This is a genomic window from Gilliamella sp. Gris3-2 (genome assembly GCF_001690345.1).
In the GTDB taxonomy this organism is placed as follows: domain Bacteria; phylum Pseudomonadota; class Gammaproteobacteria; order Enterobacterales; family Orbaceae; genus Gilliamella; species Gilliamella bombi.
The window spans coordinates 1-23,533 of sequence record NZ_LZHB01000038.1 but is presented as its reverse complement, the minus strand read 5'-3'; the positions used below and the strand labels follow the sequence as shown (position 1 = coordinate 23,533).

Genomic DNA, 23,533 nt, shown 5'->3' with positions numbered 1-23,533 from the left:
TAAAGTATGCCCGCAATCACTTCAGCACCGCGTTCACTAGCTGCAGCACCTAAGCCACCCACTAGAGCTGAGTTGCCTTGCAGCTCGGCTACCACCGCACCGAGTATCGCATGGCTGACGGTATTGGCAACTATATCACCTTCCGTATGCTGTTTTATAATAGTTGCTATCTTCGGCGCGAGTGCCCCTGCGGCTGCCCCTGTCATGTCACCACTGATTAAGCCGTTGATGATACTAACCGCCATGTCAATGCCTTGACGGGTGTCACTGCCCATCGCTGACATGCCTTGGTTCATCGATTCTTTGTAGGCGTCTTCGTAGATTTTTTGTTGCTGCTCGTCGGTTAAAACGATGCCTTTGTCTGCGGCTTTTTCTTGTTCTTTTTCTACCGCTTCTTTTGCCTTGGATTCGGCTTTTATCCGGTCAATATGATTAAGCATCGTTAACGTTTCACCACCAATTTCACTCACTAACTGCGTTTGGTCGATGATGTCTTGCTCTTTTTGTTTGTTAAAAATGTGTTTGAGCTCGTTATTCGCCTGTTCAGTATTATGACTTAATTCGTTGATATCTTGTTTTTGGTCATCCTTATTGCGGATAATTATCGTCCCTTCCGATACCGCTGAATGCGTCGTCGATTGTTCGCTTTCGTTTTTATTGCGACTGGTTGGCATCGATGGCATGCCGCTAGAGCTTACCCCTGCACTGCTACTACTGACTTGGTAGTCCGCTTTGTTTTCGATATCACTAAAGCTGATTGTGCCTGTGTCAAGGCGGTTTTGGCTCTTCTCTTTCGCTTCTGAGGCTATCACCGCCACGGATAGCATAAAAAAACACCAAGAAAAAATTAAATAAAATAAAATCAATAACTTTACTGGCTAATTTTTTGTAAGTAAAAATAGTAACTTAATGTATTTTTTATGTTTTAGATAGAAGGAGATATGACTCAATGCGCAATGCAACAAGTAGGCTTTATTTTCTACAATGGTGTATAAAAATAATAATGGTTAAAGCAGTGCTAAGCCAAAATTAGTAATTAAAAAATTAATTATCGGATTTAGTGACAGAATTAACTGCCACTTTTTAATAACGAACACACTAAGATAGTGTTAGTATTGTCAGTTTGAGTTACTACAAATTAGTCCTCTAAAATAACATCTTTATCATCAGGAAAAGGAGTTATGATCTGATAATGGTTAGAGCTTAAATTAATGCTCATATCATCTATTAAGTAATTATATAAATCAAATTTATAAGATAGAATTTTTGTTAAAAGTATATTTTTAATTTCTAATAATGATTCATTTAATTTTTCCGGAATTAAACTATAAATATCTTCTAGCTCAGTACCTAACCATATCGCTTGAATGATAGAATGATCTATTCCCATTCTTTCTAATTTATCAGCAATACTCGGAGAAAAGAAGATTTTTTCTGCTTCATCAATACTTATTTTTTCGTTTAAAATAGCCTCAATCACACCCAAAAGCATGATCGATGAAAAATATTCTATTTTATCTAATTCATTTGTAGTTAGTTCTAATTTCATTATTTTAAACTCCACCCAGGCTTCACTTTAACATTAAACACTCTACCACTTTGACTTTGAAAGTAATGAATTGAAACTCTATTTCCTGATGAATCATATCCATTTTGATAAACTTTCTTCCATTGGCCTTGTTCAATTTTTCTTAAATTTTTTAAAACTTGACCATTATTTACATTATGTTTCGTTGTGCCATTTTGCACGCTTCTAAACCCTTTTGGGTAATTAGGTGAATCCTTAATTGAATTATAAGTATGTTTAATTTCATTAGGATCTCTTGAAACATCATTCTGACTATTGTTTTTATTTCGGTTACTATTATCATCGTCATCATCAGGCGGTAATCCCGGAGCACCACCAGCTGTACTACTTCCAGTTCCTGTTAACGTATTATCATTATATTTCTCTTTTAGATAATCATTATAATAACGTTCATAAGTTTTTAGTACTGCATCTTCAAAGAACCCATCACCCATTGGATCGACTAATGCAATTTCAATTAGTCTTCGTTGTTCCAAATTTAGGCTTTCTAAAAATGCTTTTGATTCTGCTGCTGTAAGACCTTCAGCCATTAATACATCTACCGCATTAATACTAACTGGTCCACCAATTTCACTTGGACGTACTAGATACCAAGCGGCTCTAGCTAAATTATTATTCTCAACCGCATTTTTCCCTGCAGCAACGCCTGTATTGATATCTTGGATATCACCACCGGCAGCGGCTATTGCAAGGCCTGTCGCTAGCTGTGATAGGGCGCTGATTTGTTGTCTTTCTTCTTGTGATAATTCCGCTACTGTTTTACCTGGGTAAAGAATACCCATGATAACCTCAGCACCACGTTCACTTGCAGCAGCACCTAAGCCACCCACTAGAGCAGAGTTGCCTTGTAGCTCGGCTACCACCGCACCGAGTATGGCATGGCTGACGGTGTTGGCAACGGTGTTTCCTTCGGTCTGTTGTTTGATAATGGTGGCAATTTTTGGTGCAAGTGCCCCTGCGGCTGCCCCTGCCATGTCGCCACTGATTAAGCCGTTGATGATACTAACGGCCATGTCAATACCTTGACGGGTGTCACTGCCCATTGCTGACATGCCTTCGTTCATCGCCTTTTTGTAGGCGTCTTCGTAGATTTTTTGCGAAATTATATTTACCTAGTATAAAAAATAAAGCCCTACATTTGCAGGGCTTTTTATAATATTTTTCTTTATTTTAATTGGTCATATATTTCATAAATATCATATTTCAATTTCAAAACATTATCTTTTTCGATACCATGGATCATTTCAAACTCTTCAGAATCGACACATACACCGGAATATATTTCACCAATAATTGAGCGTATAATATAAAGCTCATCTTTCGATAAAATTACTGTTGATTGCTCATTATCTAATTGAATTAATTTCATTCTATTTCCTCTATCTCAAATCATCAAAGTATTTACGTTTATCTACGGGCCTAAATGCTGTTCCACCATCTTTTGCTTTTGGATTTCTAATAACGACTGTTCCTGTTTGCTCGTGCCAATATGCAGTTCTTCCTCCTGATAGCTCTTTAAAGGATGTATAATTGGAAACCACATTTTCTATATGTTTTGCAAATTGTTCTTTTGTTGTAATACCTAAATCTTTAAATTCTTCTTGCTTTATAACATGTTTATAATAAGCATGCCCATGGGCTATTTCTTTTCCTACTAATTCTGCATTATGTCTTGGCGAATTAGCCGCATTATGGGCCTGATTAGTATTATTCCAATTTTCAGTAATCTGATTTTCATTTTTTACATGCTCGCCAAACTTACTTGATTTATTGCCTTTTTGAGATGTTGCTACATTATTCTCAACTTTTTCTTTTATAAATTGTTGGAATTGTTTATTTGTACTTTTGGCACCAAATCGACTTAAAGCAGTATTTAATTCTAATAAAGATTCAGTATCTGCACCAGATAAATAATCACCTGTAGCTTTATTTAATACTGAAATCAAATCAGCTTTGTCAGTGTCGGTTAAAGACTTATCAGCCATAGCAAGTGCCGCCATAGCGGCACTAATTGGTCCGGGTAAAAATGCACCTATTTGCTCTGGGGCTCGCATCCAGAGTTCAACATAATCGCTACCATTAGGCATATCTTTACCTGTTATGAGCCTTTCTAGTGCTTCCTCTGTTTCTTCTTGAGTTAAATAACCTGCTGCTGAGGCATGGAGGATACCTTCATAATTGGCTCCTGTTTCAGGTGAAAGACCTATAAAATCACCACCAAATCCACCATCAGCCCAACTTAATCCATTATTCTCAACCGCATTTTTCCCCGCAGCAACGCCTGTATTGATATCTTGGATATCACCACCGGCAGCGGCTATTGCAAGACCTGTCGCTAGTTGGGTTAGAGCGCTGATTTGTTGTCTTTCTTCTTGACTTAGGTCTTTGATGTCTTTGTTGGGGTAAAGGATACCCGCAATAACCTCAGCACCACGTTCACTTGCAGCAGCACCCAAGCCACCCACTAAAGCAGAGTTGCCTTGTAGCTCGGCTACCACCGCACCGAGTATCGCATGGCTGACGGTATTGGCAACTATATCACCTTCCGTATGCTGTTTTATAATAGTTGCTATCTTCGGCGCGAGTGCCCCTGCGGCTGCCCCTGTCATGTCACCACTGATTAAGCCGTTGATGATACTAACCGCCATGTCAATGCCTTGACGGGTGTCACTGCCCATCGCTGACATGCCTTGGTTCATCGATTCTTTGTAGGCGTCTTCGTAGATTTTTTGTTGCTGCTTGTCGGTTAAAACGATGCCTTTGTCTGCGGCTTTTTCTTGTTCTTTTTCTACTGCTTCTTTTGCCTTGGATTCGGCTTTTATCCGGTCAATATGATTAAGCATCGTTAACGTTTCACCACCAATTTCACTCACTAACTGCGTTTGGTCGATGATGTCTTGCTCTTTTTGTTTGTTAAAAATGTGTTTGAGCTCGTTATTCGCCTGCTCAGTATCTCGGCTTAGTTCGTTGATATCTTGTTTTTGGTCATCCTTATTGCGGATAATTATCGTCCCTTCCGATACCGCTGAATGCGTCGTCGATTGTTCGCTTTCGTTTTTATTGCGACTGGTTGGCATCGATGGCATGCCGCTAGAGCTTACCCCTGCACTGCTACTACTGACTTGGTAGTCCGCTTTGTTTTCGATATCACTAAAGCTGATTGTGCCTGTGTCAAGGCGGTTTTGGCTCTTGTCTTTCGCTTCTGAGGCTATCACCGCACCTTTTAAGTCGGTGTTGTTCCCGACCTTAATGTCATAGCCACCACTGCCTGCAAAAATACCCGATTGGTCAGTCACACTTTGCCAGTTGCTGTCCATTTTCGTTTTGCTTGCCGAGGCATTAATACTACTTGAGCCTCCATAAGAAAAACTCCCCCCTACCGAGGTTGACGTGCTTTTAGAGTGGAACTCGTCGCTGTCTTGTTTCGATTCAATATTAAGGTCATGACCGATATCAGCCACCACCCTATCGCCTTTCACTTGCCCTGCAACAATGTTGGCGTCATTACCCGTGATAATCGTGAGCTTATTGCCTGCCTCTACCACACTTTCTGTCCAATCGGTACCGTTACCTTTTTCGCGGGATTTGCTTTGGCTGGCACTGGCCGAGATGGTAAAGCCATTTTTTTCTCCACCAAAGTTATAGCCCACGCCTACCGAGCCACTGCTGCTTTTTTCTTTGCTGTCGGTTTTTATCGTGTTTTCTTGTCCAATGATGTTAACATCATGGTTCGCTTTGAGCATCGCATCATGACCTGCAGATACCTGACTGCCGATGATGTTGATATCGCCACTCTCTTTTTGACCATTGCCCGTCGCAATAATGCTGAGGTTATGCCCCGCTGAGACGCCACTACTTACCACGGTGTGTTGCTCTTGGTTTACCGTGCGTTTGGTTTTTTCACTGCCCAAACTGACATTAATGCCAATCGAGGCTTGTGGCGTACCATTTTGTAAATTAGCACCGCCCTCTAGCGCCGCATTACCCGCTTGTAACCCCGCTTTAATATTCATCAGCGCTTTGGTTTTTTCATTGGTCTGCTTTTTCGCTTGCTCTCGGGTTTGGTTGGCATTGTAAATATCACTCGCCGTGCCTGTTATCGAAACAGTAAGCCCTGATTTTTTGCGCTCATACTCTTCTTGATACGTCGTTTTCGCATCTAATGCTTCGATATTGACGTTTTCGCCTTGTAATTTGATATTTTGCTGGGCGATGACATCACTGCCTTTAATACTTAGGTCTTTACCCGCTTGGATATTGACACTGCCTTTTGTACTACCTACAACACTGCCCACAAAGGCTTGTTCGGTATTTGTTTGTTTTAACGATTCGCTTTCTTTACCTGCCGTAAAGCCTATTCCACCACTGCCCATTAACCCAGATTTTTTGGTCTTGGTTTCGTGTTTTCGGTAATACGACTCTTCCGCCGCATCAATGGTGATATCTTTACCTGCACCAAGACGCACATTGTGCGTACCTACCACTTCACTGCCCGTGACCGTTAAATTGTTACCCGCATTAATGTTTACCTTATCACCATAAATCCCACTGCCTTTTTGGGTGATGTTGTCGACCGCTATATCTTCAGTAATTGAACCCTTATTAAGCAACCCTTTCGTTTTGGTTTTGTGATGCTCGGTTAACTGTAAACGTTCTTGTTCACTGCCAATATCAATGTCATGTTTGGCTAATAGGTTTATGCGCTTATCGCTCGATAGCTCCGCTGATTTCGCTAAAATATCATGCCCCGCAATTAAGTTTAGGTCGCCATTGGTTAAAATTTCACTGCCCACCACCTCTTCAATATCAACCTTGCGGGTGTGATTTTTATTCCATATTGAGTCTTGATAGCTTTGCGTTTTCAAGGTCGATAAATTGATGTCGTTCCCAGCAATGACGTTAGTGACGCCCTCTTCACCGCCATTGACCAACAAGGCCGCGCCTAAGTTGATGTCATGTCCCGCTTTTAAGTAAATATCACCATCATTGACGCTGATACTTGAAATCTGGTCAATCACGGTGTTTTTACTTTTGCTCGCACCGTAATGCGTTTCGGTGGTTGAGGTGGTGCTATTTAAGTTGATGTCGTTATTCGCTTGTAAATATGCCAATCTATCCGCTTTTAATTTGCCACTGCTGTTAATGCTATCTTTCGCTTGAATGATAATAGCACCCGCATCAATCAGCCCTTGGTTATTGACGTTATTACCTAATAAGGCAACCCGTTTTTTACCTAATATCGTCCCCGATGATTCGATATCCTTCTCCGCTAGCACCGTGACACTTTTACCCGATAATAATGCCCCGTCTGAGGTTAATTGCGGGCGGTTAACAAGGTAAACTTGTGGCACCAATACCGATACCGGTTTTCCATCAACCATTACGGTTTTACTTTCTAGCCAAACTATATCGCTGGTTAAGGCTTTCATTTGTTCCGCTGATAGCGAGGCACCTATCGATAATCCGTACTGCTTAGCAAACGTGGCTCCCGCATTCATTAGTGCTTTATATTGCTCAAGGTCACTGGTGTAATCGCCAATATAACGATGGCCCGTTAAGGCGGTTATTTGCTCTCGAATTAACTGTTGCTCATAATAACCATCCCCTAACCGTTTTTGAATATTATTCGGATCAACCCGCAAGCGGTTAAGCATGTAATCGGAACTTAACCATTTTTTGCGATTGGTAAAACGGCTGTCGGTTTCGACGAGATAATTGCTCTTCGGGTCTTTATTAATGATTGATAAGCTATTTTGCGGTAAGGTCAAATTAGGCTCAACAAAGATAATGGAATCCGCATAATGATGGCTATCTTCACTGGTCACTTTTTGATTAGTGTCAATAATGGAGGTATCTGGCTTTTCAACGCTATCCGGTTGAAGGATAGGGTTTGTGATAGGCAAATCATCCAATGGATGTTCGGTTGAAATATTGATATTGCCTTTTTCTTTACCATTGTTGATGATAGCTTCAAGGGAATTATCTAGATGTTTTTCCGTTTTGACTTCGGTTACAATCGGATTAACAATGTGCCCTACGCTAATTTTTTCTTCTTCTCGCTGCTGCAAGTCAATTTGGGTTTTATCCACATTGGTGTGGGACTCCATTTTGGCATGCTCAAGATCGATAGTGGTGACGGATTGGTTTTTATAATCTTTCCACTCTGCTCTTTTTTTATATACGGCTTTACCGTGCTTATTCTCTTTTTCTCGGTAATGATAAATTTCATCGCCAGTATCGGAAATGGTGCGCTGGCCTTTTAATGAGTGATTATTAAGTGTGCCGGTCATAATATCTAAGGCATTACCGGCAACAATTTTACTGTTGTCATTCTCTAAATGGTCGGATTGTATACGCAAATCTTTACCAGAGATGATTTCTGCCGGTGCCGTACTTTTGATTTTAGTTTCATAAATATTTCTTGTGTAATCATATTCATAATACTTATGAGTGGAATCAAAAGCGCCATTATTTGAATGCAAGACAGGGTATCTGTGCCGCTTTTTAGGGCTAGTGCGAATGCTGACTTCATCGGGTTTATATCGCCGAGCATCACCGAGAGGTGAATATTCAACAATATGTTGGCTTTCTACCAAGACCTCTTCAGTTTCAATATGGTCATTAATGTTGTTAATGTGGTTAACTTTTAAGGCCATATCGTCAGCCGCTTCAATCCGTGCTGAGTGGTTGTTTAATGTTTGCCCCTCAATGTACATATCCCCTAAGCTGAGTATCAAAGCGTGATTGGTGTTATTTAACGTGTCAACATCCAATAAGAGTGCTTCCCTTGCCGCAATAGTGGGTGCAACGGGGCTGGATAAAGAAGCAGCACGGTTGTTCACCTCATGGGCTTTGATAGAAATCCAATCCCCATATAAACGTGCACCCTCTAGATTGTCAAAACGCTGCGAAGCGTTCACATTGACCTCGCCACCATCAATAAGCCCTTTATTTTCCAATACACGACTATTGGTGTTGATTTCCTCCGATTCGATAATACCCTTTTCTGTGTTTTTAATTTTATCACTCTTAAGGGTAATGGCTTGACCTGATGAGATTTTACCGTCATTGGTAATATGGCTTGCATTGATTAATATATCTTTATTGGCTAGCAAGCTGTTTTTGTTATCAAACCCATGCGTTAAATTAAGCTCAATATTGTTTTCAGCAAGCAGTTCTCCATCACCACTAAGTTGATTGGCGTTAATAGTAATATCATTAGCTAATAAACGTGCTTGGCTATTAGCTATTTCATCCGCTTGAATATGTAATAACGTTTTGGCAATGATATCCGCTTGTTGGTTTTCAAGTGATTGTGTTTTTAGCTCAATTTTTTCTGCATTAAATTTAGCATTCTGATTAGTAATGGTATTAGCAATAATCTTTAATAAACTTGCCGTTTCAAGTTTTGACTGGCTATTATTAATCGAATTGGCCTCAATTAAAATGCCATTATTGGCCGTCGTTGTTGCGTGTTGATTATCAATAGCCCCATGAGACTGCAATTGAATTTGTTGCATCGCTATGAGCTTGGCATGATTATTGGTTAAATTATTTTCTGCATGTAACCGTATATTACCCATGCCCAACAATTTCGCTTGTTGGTTATCAATGGTTTGTCCATCTAAGGTGATATCACCTTTAGCCTGAATATTAGCAGACTGATTATTGATGTGATTTGCTTCAATTGTTAGGTCGCTTTCTGCGATTAATTGCGCTTGGTGATTATTCACATCATTGGCCGTAATTGCCAATACCCCTTTACTGCTTAATTCGGAATCTTCATTATTTAAAGAATCCGCATGAATGATAAGACCATCTTGCCCCGAGATAATCGTTGCATGTTGATTAGCTAGGTGGGCATTGACATCCATTTGCATACCTTGTTTTGCTTGTAAGGCAGCATTATGATTATCAAGGTTATTGGCATGGATCGAAATGTGTTTATCGGCTAACCATAAGGCGTCTTGATTATTTATTTCATCACTGTTTACCGTTATATTTTGTTTAGCCGATAATGTGCTATTTTGATTATTTGTTTTATTAGCATCAATCTGTATCGAATCATTTGTAATTAAGGTAGCTGATCGGTTATCAAATTCAGTACTTTGAATATCAATACCTTTTTCTGCATTAAAATAAGCCGATTGGTTAGTTAATTTTTTAGTTGTTAGTGATAATTGGCCGCCCGATATTAAGGTTGCCTCGTTATTATTTAATTTATCGGTTTTCACGGTGATAGCGTTATCCGCTTTAAATACCGCGGCCTGATTGTTCATTTCATCACTATCAATTGTAATGGCCTTTTGACTGACCCATTTGGCCGATGTGCTATTAAGTTTTTTTGCTTTTATGTCAATATTATCATCCGCTTTTAATATAGATGACTGACTATTAAGTTCATCGGCATTAAGCGTGACTTTATTACCCGCTACCAATAAGTTATTTTGATTATTAATTTGCTTGGCAGCCATAGTGATTTTATTTTGCGTTCGAATATCAGCATTTTGATTATCTAATTGCTCATCAGCATTAAACGCAACATCACCTGCCGCAATCATGGTGCTATGTTGGTTGTCAATGGTTTTACCTTGCATAGTCAGGTCATGACCAGACTTGATTTTCGAACGTTGATTGTCAATTAACGAGGACTCAAGCTCTAGTTTGTCACTAGAAATTAGTGTCGCATCAGTATTGTCCAATTTATTGGTAGCCATTATAGATAGTGCCTTACCCGATTGCATGGCCAAATGACGGTTATCAATGTCCTTACCTTCGATATTTATCGATTGCTGGCTAATGATTTGTGCATTTTGGTTGTCAATGTCGTTAGCCTGAATATGAATAGCGGCTAATGCATTGATTTGGGTATTTTGGTTATTAACATTGTTTGACAATAAATCAATTTTTCCATAACTGAACAATTTGCTGTTATGATTATTTAAATACGGTGCTTTAAAATAAATATCTTTATAGCTTGATATTGACGAATTCTGATTATTAATCGTTTGTGCATTAGCACTAATATTGCCCTCACTAATCCATTTGGCATTATTGTTATCTAATTGTGAATTGGCTGTAACGGTTATGTCATCTTTGGCGCTTAAGGTTGCTTTATTTAATTTAACTGTGTTTGCTTCAATGGTTGACTGTTTTTCACTCACCATTAAGCCATCAGTGGCATCAATATAATCTGAGGCATTAAGTTTTATATTCCCTTTGGTTTTAACTTTTGATTTTTGCGCATCAATATGTGAGCTGGTAATATGGATATCATTATTGCTAACTAATGTGCTCTCATTAACCCATAGTTGCTCCGCTGTTATCGCTATGCTATCGCTAGCACTGAGCTCGGCATTATTATTATTTATATTTTTACCTTGTAGCGTTAAGCCAGAATTAGTCAGTAATTGTGCGGATTGATTGTTTTGTTCGGCTGAGTTAATTGATAAATACCCATTGGATTTTAATTCTGCAGATTGGTTATTAACCTGTTGCCCATCAATAGCGATATTATGTAGTGCGGTAAATTTTGCATATTGATTAAAAAATTGCTTAACATTGATATTAATCGTTTTTTCAGAAAGGAATGTCGACGAATGATTATCAACTAGCTCGCTGTTAATATTAATATCACCTTTTGCTCTTAACGCCGCTTTTTGGTTGTTGATTTGATTGGCATGAACAGTTAAAACACCTTCAGTTAATAACTCAGACTGCTGATTATTAAACTGATGGCTATCAATAGTTAAATCTTTTTTCGATTGTAATGTGGATTTCTGGTTTTCTAATGTATCAGATTTTATTTGTAAACCATCATTAGTGACTAATAATGATTCGTTATTAGTAATATGCTGCCCTTCTAAATTAATCGCCCCTTCCGCCAAAAGCATTGACTTGCGATTATCAATAAAACTCCCTGCATTAAAATTAATTTTATTACCTGCATTGAGTTTTGATTGAGCATTATTGATACTACTGCCATTAAAGGCAATATCCCCTTTTGCCAATATGACAGATTGTTGGTTATCAATTACGTTCCCATTAGCTAAATAAGATGCATTAGTTTTAGCTTGCAAATGGCGGCTATCAATGGAATTATTCGCCTGTAGAAGGATATCTTTTTTACTATGAATTGTTGCTGTGTTGATATCAATATTTTCAGCAGTCAACGTGACCGATTCAGCAATATTCTGGCTGTTGGCTAGATTAATATTCTTTTGTGCATTAACTTTAACGTGTTGACCTGCCAGATTTTTACCCGTGAGTGAAATATTATTGGCATCTGCGGTAATATTGCTTTTTTGTGTTAATTTTCCCTTTTCATCAATCCCCGCGGCAATAGTGCTTTTTTGAGTACTATTTATTTCCGAAGCTTTAAGTGTAATATCATTTTTTGCAACTAATGTTCCTTCATTGACTATTGATTTTTCACTGTTTAACTTGATGTTTTGTTTGCTGTATATTTGCTTACTGTTGTGAATGTCGTTTCGACTGCTTAAACGGATATCTTGCTGAGTCTGTATCGACCCCGTATTAATTATTTTACCTTCCGCCGTTAGGGTTATATTGCCAACACTCGCACCCAATTCTCCTGCATTATGTACACCAACCCCCTTTTCAGTGCCCACTAGGTTGATTTTGCCTGCATACATCCCTCCCAATGCTGAAACATCTATCGATACTTCAGGTTTGTCGCCTACCTGTTCATCCAATGGTGTGATTTTTTGGGTGTCTTGGCTGACTTTATTGCGACCCGTCACTACATTTAAGTCATTCGCCCAAACCGCTGAGTTTATCGATACCGTGCGTGCAATTAAATCCGTATAACTTTGCGTTGAACTGTCAAATCCTTTACCTGTTACCGCTATATGACCTTGTTCAACCTGATAACCCGTCAAATCGCCATTTTCTATTATCGGCTTTCCCGTCGTTAGCGTGCCACGACTAGCATTAATAAATCCACAACCATTACAAGTTATTCCCGATGGGTTGGCAATGATAACTTGTGCCTTTTGACCCGCTACTTCAACCACCCCATTTAATTGGCTAGGATTGCGTGAGTTGACTTCGTTTAAAATAATTTTAGCACTCCCTGTGGCATTTAATAGCTCATTACCTTGAACATACCCCCCAATCTGTGTTTTGCTAGCCTTGCTACTGTTATTTAAAATGACACCTTGCTTCGATACATCAAACTGTTGGTATTTATTATGTGATACCCCTTTCTTATTCGGCGTTTGAATATTAATCTGCGTTGTGCCATTGGCCGTTGAGCCAATCAGAGGCTGTTGATGTTTGCTGGCTTGATGGTCTGGAACGATGTGGTTGCCATAAACTGGAGCGCTAATACTCACAAATCCTAACGAAATAGATACAAGAAAGGTTATCGGCCTTAATTTAGCAAAAAGCGATTTGAAACTGGCTGGCTCTCTTGTTGATGAAGTTTGTTCACTACCTATCGGTGTTTTAGTTATATCCGCAACGACCATCTGCATGCCACGTTTTTTGTTAAAAATAACTCGGTATAACTTCTTATTCATCGCTTAATTCCTTTCTCTATATTATCTTTTCTAATATTGATTCTGTATTTATCTTGCTTTACTTCTCTCTTTTTGACTATTTAATCGTCATGTAATATTAATAATTCCAATTGACACTAAATCCTAAGACTAATGGGTTAGTGTTAAAACCTTTGGGTTTTCGTATTGGCTTCCCCGCAAAAAGGTCATAGTAAAATCCAAAATTATTACCTCTGATACCAATAACACCTCCCGTTAGGTGCCTCCCCAACAAATATTCACTTTTTGCCCCTGATACTCCACCCGTATCAATCCCTAAGTAAGGCTCATGATTAAACGGTGCTTGCCAAGCAAGCTCATTACGAACATACCAACCTCGATCCGCTTTTAAGGTTAATTCACCATCAAAACCGCGTACACTCCAACGCCCGCCTATCGAAAACTGGTCTGGTGAAGTCAAACGCTCGCCTCGAGTGTATTGACCTTGATAGTTGATATGATAACGATATTGCTGCTCGCCTAAATGAAAAGGAATATTGGCCGCAAAGTTAACTAAAAAAATATTCGATAATGCACTACCGTTATCTTCCGGATTAAGCTCCTCTGGCGCTTTTTGTGCATTGAACCACCTCACGCCTTTTTGATATGACACGCCCGCATCCAATACTATATCGTTAATATAATGCCGATGTTGTAAACCTAATTGCCAGTTTGTGGTCTTTCTTTGCTGGATTTCGATTTCCGTTTCATTGATATAGTTATGCGATTGTCGTAAGCTAATGCCATAACTTAATGTCGTTTTTTGTGATTCATTTCGATGAATCACTCGACTGAGCTGTACGTTTGCATTCCGACTGCGGCCACTGTATTTGTAATCTTCATTTTGTCCCGCTACCGTTTGATGATATTTACTCCCCGATAACGAAGCATTAAACAACCAATATCCCCATGGCACAGAATACGATAATAAATAGTTACGTGAACCATATTTACCTTTGCCGTTTAAATCATGTCCCCCTGATGCATAAAAAGAATCACTTAATGATAATAAGTTATCCAAATAAATCGTCGCACCACCTTGATCCCGACCTGTCGTCTTTGTACCTGAATCATCAACCGATAAACCAATGCGCCACATCTTACTTTGCTTGCGGCTAATAACTATATCGCTTTCACCTGGTTTGTCTCCGGGGACTAACTGCATCTGCGCACTTACGGTGGGCAAACGTTGTAAATTTTCAAGCCCTTGCTCAATATCGCGTAAATTGAGTGTTTTGCCTTCTCTAACTGGCATGGCACTATAAAGCTGCGCATATTTATCACTATCATCACTATAGTTAACGTGCCTAGCTTTTCCTTCAACAAGCAATAATTTTAACGTTCCATCCGCTAAATCTTGCTCTGGCGCAACCACTCGGGTTGTAATAAAACCATAACTTACCAATCGGTCTTGCAGTTGACTCATCAATAAATTAATACCTTCCCCTCCCAAACAACGATGCTCTGCTTGTTGAGCAAGTTTTTTTAAAGGGATAAACCAAGGTAATTTGTCACGATCAATTAATTCAACTCGATTAATATTGAAACATAATGACTCAACAGGAAAGTTTATCTCGCCAACGGTTTTACTTGGCGGTAATAAATGAATATCAGGAGAGGTTGGATTTAATAAATCTTCTAGCGCTTTTTGACGATCTTGCTGGTGAATTAACTGCTGGTCGCTAAGAGTTTGCGTTTGGGTTTGGGCTGGCAATGCCAACAAAATAGATACAGGAGAGATTACTATTACAAAACTTAATAAATATTTTTTCATCTAAACACTCTTTTTAGCTCGATATTCACCCAAATATTACACAAAATTTACGCAACGAATGTAAAAGTAAATGACGTTAAATGTCTATGTTAAAATTTGATAAATATTATTTATTTTATATTTGTTTGTTTTGCGATTGTCGATAGTACTTTATCAAATACCTAATTTGGAAAAGGATTTTATCCCAATTTTAGAAAATGCAACATACAATCAAAATGGATTTTTATTTTTTCCTTTTGTTTTACTAATTTAAACTTAGTTTTTGTTAGTGTATTTATTCCTGATTAAAGATACCTCTAAAAAAGTTGAGTCTAAGTGGGATTAAATGAGGTTAAAAAGCCTTGACAAACAAGGCTTAAAATAACAAAAAAAGACAATATGAGATTACGTGATATTAAATACAATTATTCCCATTCAATAGTCGCTGGCGGTTTTCCGCTTATATCATATACGACACGAGAAATACCATTAACTTCGTTGATAATTCGATTTGAAACTCGTCCTAGGAAATCATAAGGTAACTGAGCCCAATGAGCCGTCATAAAGTCGATAGTTTCAACTGCACGCAAGGATACAACCCAATCATATTTACGACCATCCCCCATTACACCTACTGAACGAACAGGTAAGAACACAGTAAAGGCTTGACTTACTTTGTGGTATAGATTAGCTTTATAAAGTTCTTCAATAAAAATAGCATCAGCTTGACGTAACAAGTCGCAATACTCTTTTTTAACCTCACCAAGTACACGCACGCCAAGACCTGGACCAGGAAATGGATGACGGTAAAGCATGTCATAAGGTAATCCAAGTTCTAAACCAACTTTACGGACTTCATCTTTAAATAATTCGCGCAGTGGCTCAACTAAGCCCATTTTCATATCTTCTGGTAATCCGCCTACATTATGATGTGATTTAATTACATGGGCTTTGCCAGTATCAGCAGCAGCCGATTCAATAACATCTGGATAGATAGTACCTTGAGCTAACCATTTTACATCTTTTAATTTTGCCGCCTCTTCATCAAATACAGCAACAAATTCACGCCCGATAATTTTACGTTTTGCTTCAGGATCTGCTTCACCTTTTAGTGCAGCTAAAAAGCGATCTTCAGCATTTACAGCTATGATATTTAAGCCAAATTTATTACCAAACATATCCATAACTTGTTGAGCTTCGTTCAAGCGTAACAAACCATGATCAACAAATACACAAGTTAATTGATCGCCAATGGCTTGGTGCAATAGCAATGCTGTAACAGAAGAATCAACCCCTCCTGATAAGCCAAGTAATACTTTGTCATTGCCAACCTGTTCTTTAATTCGAGCAATAGCATCGGTAATAATTGAAGATGGTGTCCAAAGTTTTTCGCAGTGACAAATATCAATCACAAAACGTTGCAATAACTCGAAACCTTTTACAGTATGAGTTACTTCTGGATGAAATTGAACGCCATAAAATTGTTTTTCGTCATTAGCCATAATAGCAAATGGACAAGTTTCAGTACGACCAATTAGTGTAAAACAATCAGGCAAGGTTGTTACTTTGTCACCGTGGCTCATCCAGACATCAAGTTGATTAATGCCTTGTTCGCTTGTACTATCCAAAATACCATCAGTTAATTTTGACGATCCAATAAGATCCACTTTAGCATAACCAAATTCACGTTGGTTAGAGCCAGTGACTTGACCGCCTTTACCAACTTGAATTGCCATAGTCTGCATGCCATAACAAATACCCAAAACAGGTACGCCAGCATTAAAAACATACTCGGGAGCACGAGGACTATTATCATCGGTGGTACTTTCAGGACCACCTGATAAAATAATACCTTTAGGATTAAATTGTTTGATTTTCTCTTCTGATACATCCCACGGCCAAAGTTCACAGTACACACCAATTTCACGAATACGTCGAGCAATTAATTGAGTAACTTGTGAACCAAAATCGAGGATTAATATGCGCTGTTGGTGGATGTCTTTTTTCATCAATTTTATTCCTAAACTATGAACTAATACAAAATCAGGCTGATATTGTACCATTTACCAATTAAATTGAGAGCATTAATTAAAAACAATTATAAATATTTTATATTATTAATAATTTTGAAATCATCTTATTACAGAATTCAATATCATGGTCATCAAATTAACCTTGTAATAGGTCAACAAATCAAAAAAATTAAATTCTCTTTACTTAATTAATAAGTAGGCTTATAATAAGTTAACTTATCAAAAGGAGACGCTATGAATACCATTTCAATTTCTTTCATATTACCAACCAAAGCTAAGCCAACTCAAATTTGGCAATACTATACTGATCTTAATTTAAGAAAATTATGGGAAACTGATCTTGAAGACTTTGGTATATTTGGTGACTTAAAAACAGGGTCTAAAGGTATTTTCAAATTACAAAATATACCGGAAATGGAAGTGACTTTATCAAAGATTATTGATAAGCAAGAATTTACAGAGCAATTTGATATGCCTGAAATAGGTTTACTGTTTTTCTCACATCAAATTATTGAAATATCGCATAATCAATATGCATTAAAATCAGAAATTTCTCTAAAACCGGATCCAAAAATGGATACTAAAGCATCCTATGATTTTATAAAACAGATTTCGGATGATATTATAGATAAAACTTACAAATTAAATGGCTTAGTTGAAGGGTAAATTATGACAAAGGACAATAAGTTTTTGACTCAATTCCAAACTGATTCTGAATCTATTGGTTTTATTTTTATGAAAACTTATTCGTCCTGGCATACGAATATCAAAAATTGCTTGAAAAAACAGTCTATCACTCATCCTCAATTTATAGTGCTTGCAACGCTTGCTTATCTATCACAGCGACTAGATGAAATAACACAAATTATTTTATCAAATAAAACAAATATCGATGTGATGACAATTTCCCAAATATTAGAGAATTTAGAAAAAAAGGATTATATAAAACGCTCTTGCTCAATTAAAGATAGTCGAGCAAAATCCATTCAATTAACACAAAAAGGATTGAATAAAGCAAATGAAACTGTACCTTTAGTTGAACAAATAGATAAAGATTTTTTTTCAACATTACAAGGTGATAAAGAACAATTTATGGAAATGTTATTAACACTATTAAAAACCAACATGAAGGGATAACATCATTTATAAATTTTTATTATTTATTGTTTTTATCAACGTTGAATGCTTGGACTTGACTTAAAATAAGTTTTTGGAGACCTTGTCTCAAATTTCTAGAACAAAATACTTTAAAACTGAATCTTTATAACTCGAGCTTTTAAAACTCATTACTTGGTTAAATTTAATTAAAAAAGGTGATATTGCATCACCTTTTATCAATCGTTAAAACGTTTTGCTAAACTTATTTTGTAGCATTTTGTTCTTGTGCTGATTGAATTGCGGTTAATGCAATAGTGTAGACAATATCGTCAACTAATGCACCACGAGACAAATCATTCACAGGTTTACGCATGCCTTGTAGCATAGGACCAATCGAAACAAGATCAGCTGAACGTTGTACTGCTTTATATGTAGTATTACCTGTATTAAGATCAGGGAAAATAAATACAGTAGCTTTACCTGCAACTTGTGAATTAGGCGCCTTTGATTTAGCTACATCAGGCATTACCGCTGCATCATATTGTAATGGGCCGTCAATCATTAGATCAGGACGTTTTTCTTGAGCAATGCGAGTTGCTTCTTTCACTTTTTCAACATCAGCACCTTGACCAGAACTACCTGTTGAGTATGAGATCATCGCAACGCGAGGTTCAATACCAAAGGCGATTGCTGTATCAGCTGACTGAATGGCAATTTCGGCTAACTCTTGTGCGTTTGGATCTGGATTAATTGCACAGTCACCATAAATATACACTTGATCAGGCATTAACATAAAGAATACCGATGAAACAAGAGAACTACCTGGTGCAGTTTTAATTAATTGTAACGGTGGACGAATAGTATTAGCGGTTGTATGTACAGCACCTGAAACTAAACCATCAACTTCATTAGCTTCAAGCATCATGGTACCCAATACGACATTATCAGCCAATTGCTCACGAGCAATAACTTCAGTCATCCCTTTGTTTTTACGTAATTCAACTAGGCGAGGAACATATTTTTCACGGATATTTTCAGGATCAACGATCTCTACTCCTTGACCTAAAGTCACGCCTTGTGAAGCGGCAACTTTACGCACTTCGTCAGGATTACCAATAAGAACACATTTTGCAATGTTACGTTCAGCACAAATTGCAGCTGCTTTAACTGTTCTTGGTTCGTCACCTTCTGGTAATACCACTACTTTTTTCGCATTACGTGCAAGTTCAGTTAATTGATAACGAAATGCAGGAGGAGACAAGCGACGTGCAGAATTCACTACTTCATTTAATGATTTAATCCATTTAGCATCAATATGATCAGCTACATAATTTTGGGTGTTTTCCATACGTTCTTTATCGTCAGCAGGAATTTCTAAATTAAATTGTTGTAGACTAATCGATGTCTGGAAAGTGTTGGTTTTAACTGTAAATACAGGTAAACCAGTATCAAATGCAGGTTGGCATAATTTTGCAATTTTATCGTCGATTTCATAACCACCAGTTAGGAGTACACCACCAATTGCCACACCATTCATTGCCGCTAAACTGATAGTAACTAACACATCAGCACGATCAGCAGAAGTCACTAAAAGTGCATTTGGTTGTAGGTGGTTAATAATATTTGGTACGCTGCGAGAGCAGAAAGACACATGTTTAATACGACGATTTTTAATACAACCTTCGTTAATGATTTTTGCATCAAAATGCTTAGCAATATCTATAGCACGACAAGCACTTAGATCAATATTCCAAGGAATACAACCAAGAACAGGCAATGGACTGTGTGCATTTAAATCATCGATAGTAATTTTCTTATCATCAAATTTAGGGGTATGATAAATTTCAGCAACATCAGGACGAGCAAGATTTTGCTCTTCAACTGGCGCATTAACTTTATTAACAATCACACCGACGATTTTATCATTTTTAATACCACCAAAGTTAGAACGAGCAATTTCAATACGATCTCTAAGTTGTTCTGGCGTATCTTTGCCCATATTAACTACAAAAATAATTTCGGCGCCAAGAGTTTTAGCAATATTATTATTAAGTTCATTAGCAAAAGGATAATCAGATGTTGGCACAATACCTTCAACTAAAACAACATCAGCTCCTTTAGTATTTTCGGCATAAAGGGCAACGATTTCTTCCATTAACACATCTTGTTGATTTAAACCTAATAGGTTTTCAACATGGCTCATTTTAAGCGGTTTTAGTGTTGGAATTGATGTATTGTTGCTCACTAGGGTTGTGGTATTATCTGGCGCATCGCCACCAGCTCTTGGTTGCGCGACAGGTTTAAACACATTTAAATTAATACCTTGACGCTCCATAGCTCGAATAACGCCCAGACTCACACCTGTTAACCCGACATTAGTGCCAGTTGGGATGAGCATAATTGTACGAGACATAATTATTACCTCTTAAATCTTTATTGTATAAAAACAAACCGCCATTTAGGCGGTTTTGAATATTTATTAAGCAGTTAGACGCGCAGCATCTTGAGCAATGACAAGTTCTTCATTGGTTGGAATAACCATCGCAATAGCTGAACCATCTTTAGTAATTTTGCCACCCTTACCAAAACGAGCTGCAAGGTTACGTTCTTGATCAAGTTCAAAACCAAGAATTCCTAATTTTTGTAATGCCATACGACGCACTTCTTCTGAGTTTTCACCGATACCTCCAGTAAACACGATAGCATCTAAACGACCATCTAAAAGCATAGCATAGCCGCCGATATATTTTACTAAGCGATGAACAAAAACATCTAAAGCATTTTTAGCGTTTTCGTCTTTATCGTAATTATCGGTTACATAACGGCAATCACTGCTCACACCAGTCAAACCTAATAAACCAGATTTTTTGTTTAAAAGGTTATTAATATCAGCAACAGACATTTTTAAGTTATCATGTAAGAAGAACATAATAGCTGGATCGATATCACCACTACGTGTACCCATCACCAAGCCTTCAAGCGGAGTTAAACCCATTGAAGTTTCAACACATTTACCATTTTTAACAGCTGTAATTGATGCGCCATTACCTAAATGACAAGTAATAACATTAGTTTGGTCAACTGGTTTATTTAATAATTTAGCAGCTTCGCGACTAACATAATAATGGCTAGTGCCATGCGCACCATAACGACGAACACCGTGTTTAGTATAAAGTTCGTTTGGAAGAGCATATAGATAAGCTTCTTTTGGCATTGTTGTATGGAATGCAGTATCAAACACTGCAACGTTTTTAGTTTTTAGGTGTGGGAACGCAGCAAATGCTTCACGAATACCGATTAAATGTGCAGGATTATGTAACGGCGCAAAAGCAGATGCTTCTTCAATTCCTTTTAATACTGAATCATCAATAACAACTGACTGGGTATATTTTTCGCCACCATGAACAATACGGTGACCAATCGATTTAATGCTATCTAATAATTCTGGCTTTTGTGGAAAGATGCTATTAACAATAAAACGAATTGCTTCACTGTGTGCTGCACCAGCGCCTAAAGAAGCTTCGTTCTTAACACCATCAAGCTTCCACTTAATACGAGCATCAGGAAGATGAAAACATTCAGCTAAACCAGATAAAAACTCATCACCATTTTCAGGGTTTATAATGGCAAATTTTAATGATGAACTTCCGCAATTAAGAACAAGAGCGTTATTACTTGATGACATAGTAATTCCTATAAATTGAATAATAAAGACATATACCAATCAAAATTGGTAACTCAACACATGATTTAAAATCAATGTGACTACGCTAAGGTGACTTCTGATATCTTGTTTTTTGAGATAAAATAGAGAGAGTCCCCAATTTGAATGGCACTATTTTAAGACAATAAGAAGTGAATGTCGAGGAATCACAATAATATGAATTTAATAACCACATTTAAAGCAGGTCAAAGGTATATGAAGCTTTGCCCAGTAGACAAAAAATTAGCACATTCATTTCCTGAATTAAAAATTATTAACTACATAAAAACCACAAATAAATACTTGCCTTCTATCATTATTGGCTTACTCCTTTGGCAGTATTTTATACCGGCACAAATTGCTGTAACAATAATAACCATACTATTCACCTTAAGCATGCCTTTGCAAGGAATATTTTGGCTAGGAAAACGTGCTCTATCGCCCTTACCACTTAATTTAATTGACTGTTATAACCAATTAAAAATAAAATTAATTGCTAAAAAAATTATTGCCGAAAAAAATAGTTTAGATGACAATAAATTAACATTTGAAGCATTTATGAAAATTATCAACCTAGCCAAATTACATTTAGGTGATTATTTCGGTCAAGACAATGATAGCTCAACTTATTATAAAGAATAATCACAATGGCAAATTTACTCACTATACTACAAAAACAAATTGACAAATTAGAACAGCAAATTAATTTAGCAAACGAGCAACTATTTCAAGAACCTTATTTTGACGAGCAACTATTTCAAACTAATAAAGTTGTAACAGATAAAACGTTTTACCTTGAAAAAATCAAACAAACTTATCAAGTATTAGTTGCTAACATAAAATTAGAAAAAGTTGAACAAATAACTTTTTTATCTGACAAGTTAGTTAACCAAATTGCAGCCCTAACGCGTGAACTAGCAACCCAAAACCTACGCAAAAAAGGGTTCCAAAATATTATTGCAGAAACCTTAGCCCAAAAACATATGCGTCACCTAGATTACTTGCGCCGACTACAAAATATGAAATACGAACTAGAGCTATCGCCCGAAATTATCAATCAAAGTAAAATCGCCGCAATTGATAACCGAATTTACCGCTGTGAACAAGCAATTAAAAAGATTGAATTTGAAATTGAGAATGATATCAATTAATAAATTTCATACTTTCCTAACTTTAATCTGATCTCATTCATTTGATTGAACAGTTTTATTTGGATTTATCCTATAGTTAATTTACGATTAATCAATGCCCTGATACTTTTGAAAATAAATTAATAATCACAACACCAAACATAATAAACCCCATACCAACTAAAGCTGCAAAATCTAAAGTTTGTTTTAGAAAAACCCATGCAATTAAGCTTATTAATACAATTCCAATTCCAGACCAGATAGCATAAGCAATACCTACGGGAATAGTTTTTAGTGCTAATGAGAGTAAATAAAACGAAGCGCTATAGCCCACAATGGTAATGATGGAATAGATAAGATTGGTAAATCCATCAGATAGTTTTAATGAAGAAGTTGCAACAACTTCACAAATAATTGCAAAAAAAAGTAATAAATATGAATTCATCTTAATACCTATAGTCGTTAAATAAAAAGCCGATTACCTAAAATTAATGTTGAAATCTTATAACCATCAATATCTAATTAACTGTTAAACATTGATAGATGAAAAATATAGTTTTGCTTTGTTTTAATATCATTAATTGTGATGAAGAGGTAAAGATAGATAGCTATTAACGCTTGGAAAGGAAAAGCTTTATGATAGCTTAGGTTTCCATTTTAAAAAATA

At 37.2% G+C, this 23,533-nt stretch carries 13 protein-coding genes and 1 pseudogene; 4 read left to right on the top strand and 10 right to left on the bottom strand.

The genetic code is table 11. From position 1 onward, the window contains the following. The 7 genes and pseudogenes from A9G32_RS05965 to guaA all read right to left on the bottom strand — a co-directional run. Positions 1–827 (bottom strand): annotated as a pseudogene (locus A9G32_RS05965) (hypothetical protein); the annotation flags it as partial. A 311-nt stretch (positions 828–1,138) separates the two neighbouring features. Then, positions 1,139–1,549 carry a DUF3969 family protein gene (locus A9G32_RS05960; RefSeq protein WP_065590671.1) on the bottom strand — a complete coding sequence of 137 codons (411 nt, stop codon included), beginning with the start codon at positions 1,547–1,549 and terminating at the stop codon, positions 1,139–1,141. Continuing rightward, complete coding sequence (locus tag A9G32_RS05955) at positions 1,549–2,652, bottom strand: VENN motif pre-toxin domain-containing protein (protein WP_065590672.1); 1,104 nt, start codon at positions 2,650–2,652, stop codon at positions 1,549–1,551. Before A9G32_RS05955 ends, A9G32_RS05960 begins: the two co-directional genes overlap by 1 nt. 101 nt (positions 2,653–2,753) lie before the next feature. Further along, positions 2,754–2,957 carry a hypothetical protein gene (locus tag A9G32_RS05950; protein ID WP_065590673.1) on the bottom strand — a complete coding sequence of 68 codons (204 nt, stop codon included), beginning with the start codon at positions 2,955–2,957 and terminating at the stop codon, positions 2,754–2,756. 10 nt (positions 2,958–2,967) lie between these two features. Next, a complete protein-coding gene (locus A9G32_RS05945; protein ID WP_065640656.1) occupies positions 2,968–13,131 on the bottom strand; it encodes a two-partner secretion domain-containing protein in 10,164 nt (3,387 codons plus the stop codon). A gap of 97 nt (positions 13,132–13,228) precedes the next feature. After that, entirely contained in the window at positions 13,229–14,923 is a 1,695-nt protein-coding gene (locus A9G32_RS05940; protein WP_081296772.1) for a ShlB/FhaC/HecB family hemolysin secretion/activation protein, read from the bottom strand. Between the two features lie 404 nt (positions 14,924–15,327). Continuing rightward, positions 15,328–16,911: a glutamine-hydrolyzing GMP synthase gene (gene guaA, locus A9G32_RS05935; RefSeq protein WP_065589135.1), complete on the bottom strand. Its 1,584-nt coding sequence runs from the start codon at positions 16,909–16,911 to the stop codon at positions 15,328–15,330. 258 nt (positions 16,912–17,169) lie between these two features. Between guaA and A9G32_RS05930 the strand changes: the two genes are divergently transcribed. Both A9G32_RS05930 and A9G32_RS05925 read left to right on the top strand, forming a co-directional pair. After that, positions 17,170–17,601, top strand: a complete 432-nt coding sequence (locus A9G32_RS05930) for a hypothetical protein (protein ID WP_065589136.1) — start codon at positions 17,170–17,172, stop codon at positions 17,599–17,601. 3 nt (positions 17,602–17,604) lie between these two features. Beyond that, complete coding sequence (locus tag A9G32_RS05925; protein WP_065589137.1) at positions 17,605–18,072, top strand: MarR family winged helix-turn-helix transcriptional regulator; 468 nt, start codon at positions 17,605–17,607, stop codon at positions 18,070–18,072. A gap of 223 nt (positions 18,073–18,295) precedes the next feature. Here the strand turns inward: A9G32_RS05925 and pta are convergent, their stop codons facing one another. Together pta and A9G32_RS05915 are read right to left on the bottom strand one after the other, a co-directional pair. Continuing rightward, on the bottom strand, positions 18,296–20,446 hold the full coding sequence (gene pta / locus A9G32_RS05920) for a phosphate acetyltransferase (protein ID WP_065589138.1): 2,151 nt from the start codon (positions 20,444–20,446) through the stop codon (positions 18,296–18,298). A 66-nt stretch (positions 20,447–20,512) separates the two neighbouring features. Further along, positions 20,513–21,718: an acetate kinase gene (locus A9G32_RS05915; RefSeq protein ID WP_065589139.1), complete on the bottom strand. Its 1,206-nt coding sequence runs from the start codon at positions 21,716–21,718 to the stop codon at positions 20,513–20,515. 195 nt (positions 21,719–21,913) lie between these two features. Here A9G32_RS05915 and yfbV point away from each other — a divergent pair, with 195 nt between their 5' ends. Together yfbV and priC are read left to right on the top strand one after the other, a co-directional pair. Next, positions 21,914–22,378: a terminus macrodomain insulation protein YfbV gene (yfbV, locus tag A9G32_RS05910; protein WP_065589140.1), complete on the top strand. Its 465-nt coding sequence runs from the start codon at positions 21,914–21,916 to the stop codon at positions 22,376–22,378. Between the two features lie 5 nt (positions 22,379–22,383). Continuing rightward, positions 22,384–22,887, top strand: a complete 504-nt coding sequence (gene priC / locus A9G32_RS05905) for a primosomal replication protein PriC (protein ID WP_065589141.1) — start codon at positions 22,384–22,386, stop codon at positions 22,885–22,887. 91 nt (positions 22,888–22,978) lie between these two features. Here priC and A9G32_RS05900 read toward each other — a convergent pair whose 3' ends face one another. Further along, the gene (locus A9G32_RS05900; protein WP_034910602.1) at positions 22,979–23,311 is read right to left on the bottom strand and encodes a DMT family transporter; all 333 of its coding nucleotides are present in this window, start codon (positions 23,309–23,311) and stop codon (positions 22,979–22,981) included. Positions 23,312–23,533 lie beyond the last annotated feature (222 nt).